Source organism: Candidatus Desulfatibia sp., from assembly GCF_036446775.1.
Classification (GTDB): Bacteria; Desulfobacterota; Desulfobacteria; order Desulfobacterales; family UBA11574; genus Desulfatibia_A.
In genome coordinates, this window is sequence record NZ_JAZFTO010000216.1 from 1 (window position 1) to 6,877 (window position 6,877).

Sequence of the window (6,877 nt, forward strand, 5' to 3'; positions counted from 1 at the left end):
GCCTTGACGACAGCCGCTGCGTCGATACCATACTTGGATCTGAGAAAGGTTTGAGAGCCGTGTTCAACAAAAGTATCCGGTATGCCGATACATTCCAGTAGATAGCCGGTTATGGATTGATCACTCAGACATTCCAGCACCGCACTCCCGAATCCGCCATGTCTTACATTCTCTTCCACTGTTATAATGCGCGGTATATCGCGAGCCAGGGAACCGATCAGGTCAGCGTCAAGCGGTTTTACAAAGCGGCAGTTGACAACCGTTGCTGAAATTTCCTGTTCCAGCAACATTGAATGTGCGGCAAGCGCTTCGCAAACCGATTGGCCTATAGCCAGGATCAAAACATCGTCCCCCCTAATGAGAACCTCTGCTTGACCGATCGGCAGAAGAGTATCCTGGTTTTCCATTTTCACACCTTCGCCAACACCTCGAGGATATCGAACGGCAATAGGACCATTATGGGACAAGGCCGTGCGGAGCATTCTGACCAGTTCATTTTCATCCTTGGGGGACATGATGACCATATTGGGAAGACTTCTCAGATAAGATAAATCAAAAACCCCGTTGTGAGTCGCTCCGTCTTCACCCACAATTCCACCCCGGTCGACGGCAAAAACCACCGGCAAAGATTCGATGCAAACATCGTGCAAAATCTGATCATATGCCCGCTGCAGAAATGTGGAATAAATGGCCACAACCGGCTTGAGACCTTCGCTGGCCAGCCCGGCGGCAAAGGTTACGCCGTGCTGTTCTGCAATGCCGACATCAAAAAAACGATCCGGATAGGCCTCGGCAAACTTAACCAGCCCGGTACCTTCGGGCATAGCGGCAGTCACCGCAACAATCCTGTCATCATTTTTTGCCATTTCAAAGATGGTCTTGCCAAAAACTTCCGTATATGTCGGAATGGAATCATTATCGCTTTTGCACTCTCCCGTTTTGATGTCAAAGCATCCAACACCATGATAAAAAATGGGATTTTTTTCAGCAGGGGTGTACCCCTTGCCTTTCTTGGTTGTTACATGCAGAAGCACCGGTTCGTTAAGCTCTTTGATATTATTCAATATGTCGATAAGATGGCTCAAATTGTGCCCGTTGATAGGACCAAAATATTCAAAGTTAAACGCTTCAAACAGCATCCCCGGCGTAATAAAGGTTTTAAAAGATTCTTTGGAACGTTTGGCAAACTGGTAAATATCGTCTCCAATCCTGGGCAAAGATTTGAGAAAATCACTGAATTCTCTCTTAAAATCCTGCATATATTTTTTGGAAAAAACCCGGCTTAACAAAGAGGATATGGCACCCACATTGGGCGCTATCGACATGTCGTTGTCATTGAGAATGACGATAAGATTTTTTTGAATATCACCGGCCTGGTTTAGACCTTCATAAGCCAGTCCGGCTGTCATGGACCCATCCCCGATGACGGCGACAACCTTAGCGTTGTCTTTTTTCAGGCACTTGGCGCAGGCAATTCCAAGACCTGCCGAAATGGAAGTGCTGCTGTGGCCGGTTGAAAATGCATCATAGGGGCTTTCGCTCATACGGGTAAAGCCACTGATCCCGCCGTATTGGCGCAGGGTATGGAACTGCTGACGGCGTCCTGTAAGAAGTTTGTGGGCATAGGACTGGTGACCGACATCCCAGATGATTTTATCGTTGGGGGCTTCAAACACATAGTGAATGGCAATCGCCAGTTCAACAGCACCCAGGCTCGACGCCAAGTGGCCGCCGTTTTTAGATACCACGTCAACAATTACCTTGCGAATCTCCCGGGCCAAAACAGGAAGCTCCGATTGCGATAAGCGCTTTAAGTCAGTAGGAGAGTTTATTTTTTCCAATAGGCTCAAGACCGGTTACACCCTTTTCTTAATTTAATATTTTGTAATTGTTCAGCCACAAAGGCACTAAGACACTAAGATTATAGTATTAATTTAAATTGTCCGATTGGTTTAATTGGTTTTGTTTGTTAACAAACCAAACCAATGGAACCAATTTAACCAATAAAACTGAATCATTAAGGTTTATAATCCATACTCCTTCTTTGTGCCTTTGTGTCTTTGTGGCTGAACTGTTAAATGCTAAACATCAAATACAAAACACTCTCGTAAGAAGTCGTTAGCGTTCTCTTTCAATAATGTACTGTGCGATGGCACGCAGCGGATCTGATTTGTTATCAAAATAATTCAGTGCTTGCAAGGCGTTGTTGACAAGTTTTCGGGCAAACGCTCTCGATTCTTTTATCCCCATTAAAGCCGGGTAGGTGTTTTTATTGCGAGTTTGATCGCTGCCGACACCCTTACCCATTACAGCAGGGTCACCTTCGACATCCAGAATGTCATCAACAACTTGAAATGCAAGCCCAACATTTTTGGCATAAGTTCTTAAACATTCGATTTGATTTTGGCTCCCGTCTCCCAGAACAGCACCAGTATGGATGGATGCTTCTATCAGGGCACCGGTCTTTAAAACATGCATCTTTTCAAGAGCCTCTATTTCAAGTTGGATTCCTTCTGAGGCCATATCCCTCATTTGCCCTTCAATCATACCCTCATACCCGGCCGCCGAAGCAATATGATGCAAAACCCCGAGCCATTTTGAAGCCTGATTTTCACTAGTGAAATTGTTTGTTGAAAGGATTTGAAATGCCAGTGTTAGAAGACCGTCACCGGCCAGAATTGCGGTAGCTTCATTAAAGGCCACATGGCACGTAGGCTGGCCCCTACGCAAGTCATCGTTATCCATCGCCGGCAGATCATCATGGATTAAGGAGTAAGTATGCATCATTTCAAGGGCGCAGGCGGCACGAATGGTATTCTCGGATTTGCCGCCGACAGCCTCCGCGGCAGCCAAACACAAAATCGGCCTTAAGCGTTTGCCACCGGCCATAAGGGAATATTTCATGGCTTTGCTAATCCGGCTGGAATTTGCGGCGGAATCAAGGAACATAACGAGTTCATCGTTGATCTGTTTACGCTTAGAAACAAGATAGCCATTCAGATCGAAACTATTCATCTTCCTTATCATTTTCCAATTTAAAAGGTTTTTCCAGCACATTTCCCTCAGCATCCTGCATCAGAATTGTGACCCTCTTTTCGGTTTCATCGAGCTTATTTGAGCAGAACTTGGAGAGTTTGACACCCTCTTCAAAAATATTAATAGCCTTTTCAAGGGGCAGGTCTCCGGATTCAAGCCCCTGGACGATCTGTTCAAGTTTTTTCATTGCTTTTTCAAATGTTTGCTTAGACATAATGCTATTTCCCCTTTACTCTGCAAAATAAAGTCCCCTTGGCAACTATCACTTCCAGGTCTTGCCCGACGGCAACTGTATGCGGATCTCTGACAACGACTCCTTCCGGATGGGTACTGGTAATACTGTAACCGCGTTCCAGAATAGCAGCAGGGCTCAAGGAATGCAATCTTGCCGACAACTCTCGGAGTGAAAATTGTTTTTTATCTAAATATATTTTTATATATATTACGAGGTTATCTTTATTTTGTTCAAGCTTTTCATAAGCTTTTTTAGACTGTCTTAACGGACTATTTTTGTACAGACTTTCAGTGCGCCACATCAAACGTTCACGTCTTTGTGCCAGGTTGTTTACACATATTCTTACAAGGCGCGATGTAAGATCGTCAATTCGAAGTCTTAGATCTTCAATTTTCTTGTGAGGGTCGATCAGTCTTTGTGCCAAGCCCTTTATAAGCACTTGAAGATTATTGATATATCTGAAAAATCTTGCAGTTAGAAGCATTGAAAGTTCGCCGCACCGATTGATAAGGTCGTGTTTTAGAGGAACCGCCATTTCAGCCGCCGCCGAAGGGGTGGAAGCCCGAAGATCAGCAACAAAATCAGCTATGCTGTAATCAGTCTCGTGTCCCACAGCAGAAATTACCGGGATATTTGAAGCAAATATAGCTCTGGCAACATTTTCCGAATTAAAGGCATGCATATCCTCCATTGAGCCGCCGCCTCTGGCCAGGATCACCACATCTGCATCCCCACGCTCTTGTAACAGGTCAAGAGCTGACACAATTTCTTTTTCAGCACCGTCACCTTGAACGTTAGATGGTACGATTTCAATATTAAGATTTGAAAAGCGTCTGTTTAGTATTTTTAAAATATCATGGACCACAGCTCCGCTTGGAGAGGTGATGATGCTTATTTTTTTGGGCAGAAAGGGTAGGGGCTTCTTGTATTTTTCATCAAAAAGTCCTTCATCTGCAAGTCGTAATTTAAGCTGTTCAAAAGCTACCTGTATGGCTCCAGCCCCGGCCGGTTCAAGATATTCTAATATTAACTGGTAGTTGCCTCGGGGTTCATATACACTTATCCTTCCCAGTCCGGTCACACTCGTTCCATCCTCAGGGTAAAATTTTAATTTGCGATTCTGAGCACGGAACATAACCGCATTTATCTGAGCACTTTTATCTTTTAAAGTAAAATAGAAATGCCCTGAAAGGGGAACTCTGAAATTTGAAATTTCACCGGTTATCCAGATAAGTGGAAAGTTCTCTTCGAGCAGAACTTTAATTTCAGCTGTTAGCTCGGAAACTTTGTAGATGCGGCGTTGGGTGCTGGTGTCAATCATTTTTTTATATTGTTTTACCGCTCGCTTCGCTAGAGTCGCAAAGGCCGCAGAGTTAAATATTATTTCTTTTGCCGTTGAGAGGACGGCAAAAAAAAATAGCTCAAGCTTTATAAAAGTAATACTGTATTGAAATACAAATAGTTATTTCTTTGTCCCACAGGGATGCATGTTTTTGCTTTCCGTCCTCTCAGCGGAAAGCAAAAAAAGAAACAAATTCTCTGCGACCTCTGCGGCTCAGCGGTGATTATCAATTATCCAATTATAATAGGCTAAAAAAGGTCGATGCATATAAAATCGCAAATCGAATTTATATCACAGCCAAAGAACGCGTTCAATAAATTTTAAATTTGGGCAAGGCCCTGACAAAAAAAACAAACAATGTCTGATAAGGTATATTATGTAAACTTTAGCATGGAAATAATGCCATGCAAGTATATAAAGAGCCAACCAGGGGGTTCCCCTTTTCCTATTTTGGTATTTTAACTTTTGAAAGAAAACGACCAATCATATTTAAAGCGGCGCAGCCGCGTTTCATAAAATCGTGAAACGATTTTATTTACGATTTTATTTGAGCAACTTGCGTACAGCTGGAACGATATATATGTCTTCATGGGGCATTTTGGCAAGACAAGCTGCTAACAATTCATTCTTTTCGTTAATCGATTTATTTTTATCCATGATAAAGCGCTGCCTTCCCTGGACTATGCAAAAACCGCTTTTGGCTTTGACGCCCGTCTGCCTTAAACTCTGCTCGGATACCGTGATATTAAGTTTTTCGGCAAGTTCCTTCAGTTCTTGATATATTTGTTCCGGTTTCATAAATAAAATCGCTCCGCGATTTTATGAAACTCCCGCAGCGCCAAGTCGCCGAGAGTTTCTGTGCGCTACAAGAAGCTGATGTGTATTTCGGACTTTTTACCACTTTCGTTCAAGCTGCGGGATTAATTTGGATTATGGTTAAAAGTCGTTACTGTAGCCCCGAATAAACGGATTGTAAGTTACGATACGGCTAGTTACGCGTGTGTATTTCGAAATTATTTAACACAGTCCTATTATGTTACATTAACGAAATTTCGGCTTGCAATACCTGTTATGGGTGTTATATTAAGATCGCATTACGATAAACAATAACCTAAAACCTAACTAACACTTAATAAGCCTAAGGCTTATAAAAGCCTAAAACGTGATGAATTCGACTTTTTACGAATTCATCTTATTAAGTCCCGCATCTTTTCGGGTTAAGTCCCGCATACTTTCGGGACGCTTCATAAAATCGCGAAGCGATTTTATTTGCGAAGCGATTTTATTGGAGGTAAAAATGCAATCAATTCCAGCACATAAGACACAAGCCCAAATTCAAGTCAATGAATTTATCCGTAGTGTCTATAACTGGATGGCTATCGGCCTGGGGCTAACCGGTCTGGTAGCTTTTTATGTGTCAAACAGCGAAACCATGATGAGACTGATTTTTGGAAATCAGCTTGTTTTTTTCGGCCTGATCATCGGAGAACTCGCCCTTGTTTTCAGCATCAGCGCCAGGGTTCATAAAATGCGGGCTTCTACCGCCACCTCGTTGTTTGTGCTCTATGCTGCCTTAAACGGTGTGACCCTTTCAGCAATATTCCTAATATATACAAGCGCATCGATCACTTCAACATTCTTTATCTGCTCCGCAACCTTTGTTGCTTCCAGCATTTACGGCATGGTAACCAAGCGTGACCTGACCTCTATGGGCCAGTTCATGTTCATGGGCCTTATGGGGATAGTAATAGCTTCGGTTGTAAATATTTTTGTGCGTAGTTCGGGCATGAGCCTGATCGTAAGCTATATTGGTGTTATAGTTTTTGTGGGATTAACCGCCTATGACACCCAGAAACTAAGAACCATGGCGCTTTCGCAGCCCGAAGGGCTTGACGGTGCAACCATACGTAAAGGTGCCATTTTAGGTGCCCTGACGCTGTATCTTGACTTTATCAATCTGTTCTTGATGCTGCTCATGTTTCTGGGTAACCGTGAATAAAATCGTTGCACGATTTTATAAAACGCGGCTTCGCCGCTCAGGGTTACCTTTGAACACTTAAACTGCCAACGCCTAAACATTGAACCTCTAAACCCCAACCCGGATAAACCGGAAATAACAAATCACAAGCATCAAATTTCAAATAAATTCCAAACTACAAGCTCCAAATTCCAAATACTAAAGAACTAAACTATTTTAATTTTTCCAGTATTGATGAAAATATCTTTTTCAATTCGTTTGGCCTTCTTCACGATTATAAGGTTTG

The 6,877-nt window shown here is 43.0% G+C and carries 6 protein-coding genes; 1 reads left to right on the forward strand and 5 read right to left on the reverse strand.

Features of this window, described 5'->3' with window-relative positions; genetic code table 11:
- The 5 genes from dxs to V3S16_RS10320 all read right to left on the reverse strand — a co-directional run.
- On the reverse strand, positions 1-1,850 hold a 1,850-nt coding region (dxs, locus tag V3S16_RS10300), incomplete at its 3' end, for a 1-deoxy-D-xylulose-5-phosphate synthase (protein WP_413884622.1).
- A gap of 268 nt (positions 1,851-2,118) precedes the next feature.
- Complete coding sequence (locus V3S16_RS10305; RefSeq protein ID WP_413884624.1) at positions 2,119-3,015, reverse strand: polyprenyl synthetase family protein; 897 nt, start codon at positions 3,013-3,015, stop codon at positions 2,119-2,121.
- Positions 3,008-3,250 carry an exodeoxyribonuclease VII small subunit gene (gene xseB, locus V3S16_RS10310; RefSeq protein ID WP_413884625.1) on the reverse strand — a complete coding sequence of 81 codons (243 nt, stop codon included), beginning with the start codon at positions 3,248-3,250 and terminating at the stop codon, positions 3,008-3,010. The genes V3S16_RS10305 and xseB overlap by 8 nt, the downstream gene beginning before the upstream one ends.
- Positions 3,251-3,254: 4 nt before the next feature.
- A complete protein-coding gene (gene xseA, locus V3S16_RS10315) occupies positions 3,255-4,592 on the reverse strand; it encodes an exodeoxyribonuclease VII large subunit (protein ID WP_413884627.1) in 1,338 nt (445 codons plus the stop codon).
- Between the two features lie 564 nt (positions 4,593-5,156).
- Positions 5,157-5,411 carry a hypothetical protein gene (locus V3S16_RS10320; RefSeq protein ID WP_413884629.1) on the reverse strand — a complete coding sequence of 85 codons (255 nt, stop codon included), beginning with the start codon at positions 5,409-5,411 and terminating at the stop codon, positions 5,157-5,159.
- A 499-nt stretch (positions 5,412-5,910) separates the two neighbouring features.
- Here V3S16_RS10320 and V3S16_RS10325 point away from each other — a divergent pair, with 499 nt between their 5' ends.
- On the forward strand, positions 5,911-6,612 hold the full coding sequence (locus V3S16_RS10325) for a Bax inhibitor-1/YccA family protein (RefSeq protein ID WP_413884631.1): 702 nt from the start codon (positions 5,911-5,913) through the stop codon (positions 6,610-6,612).
- Positions 6,613-6,877: the final 265 nt, after the last annotated feature.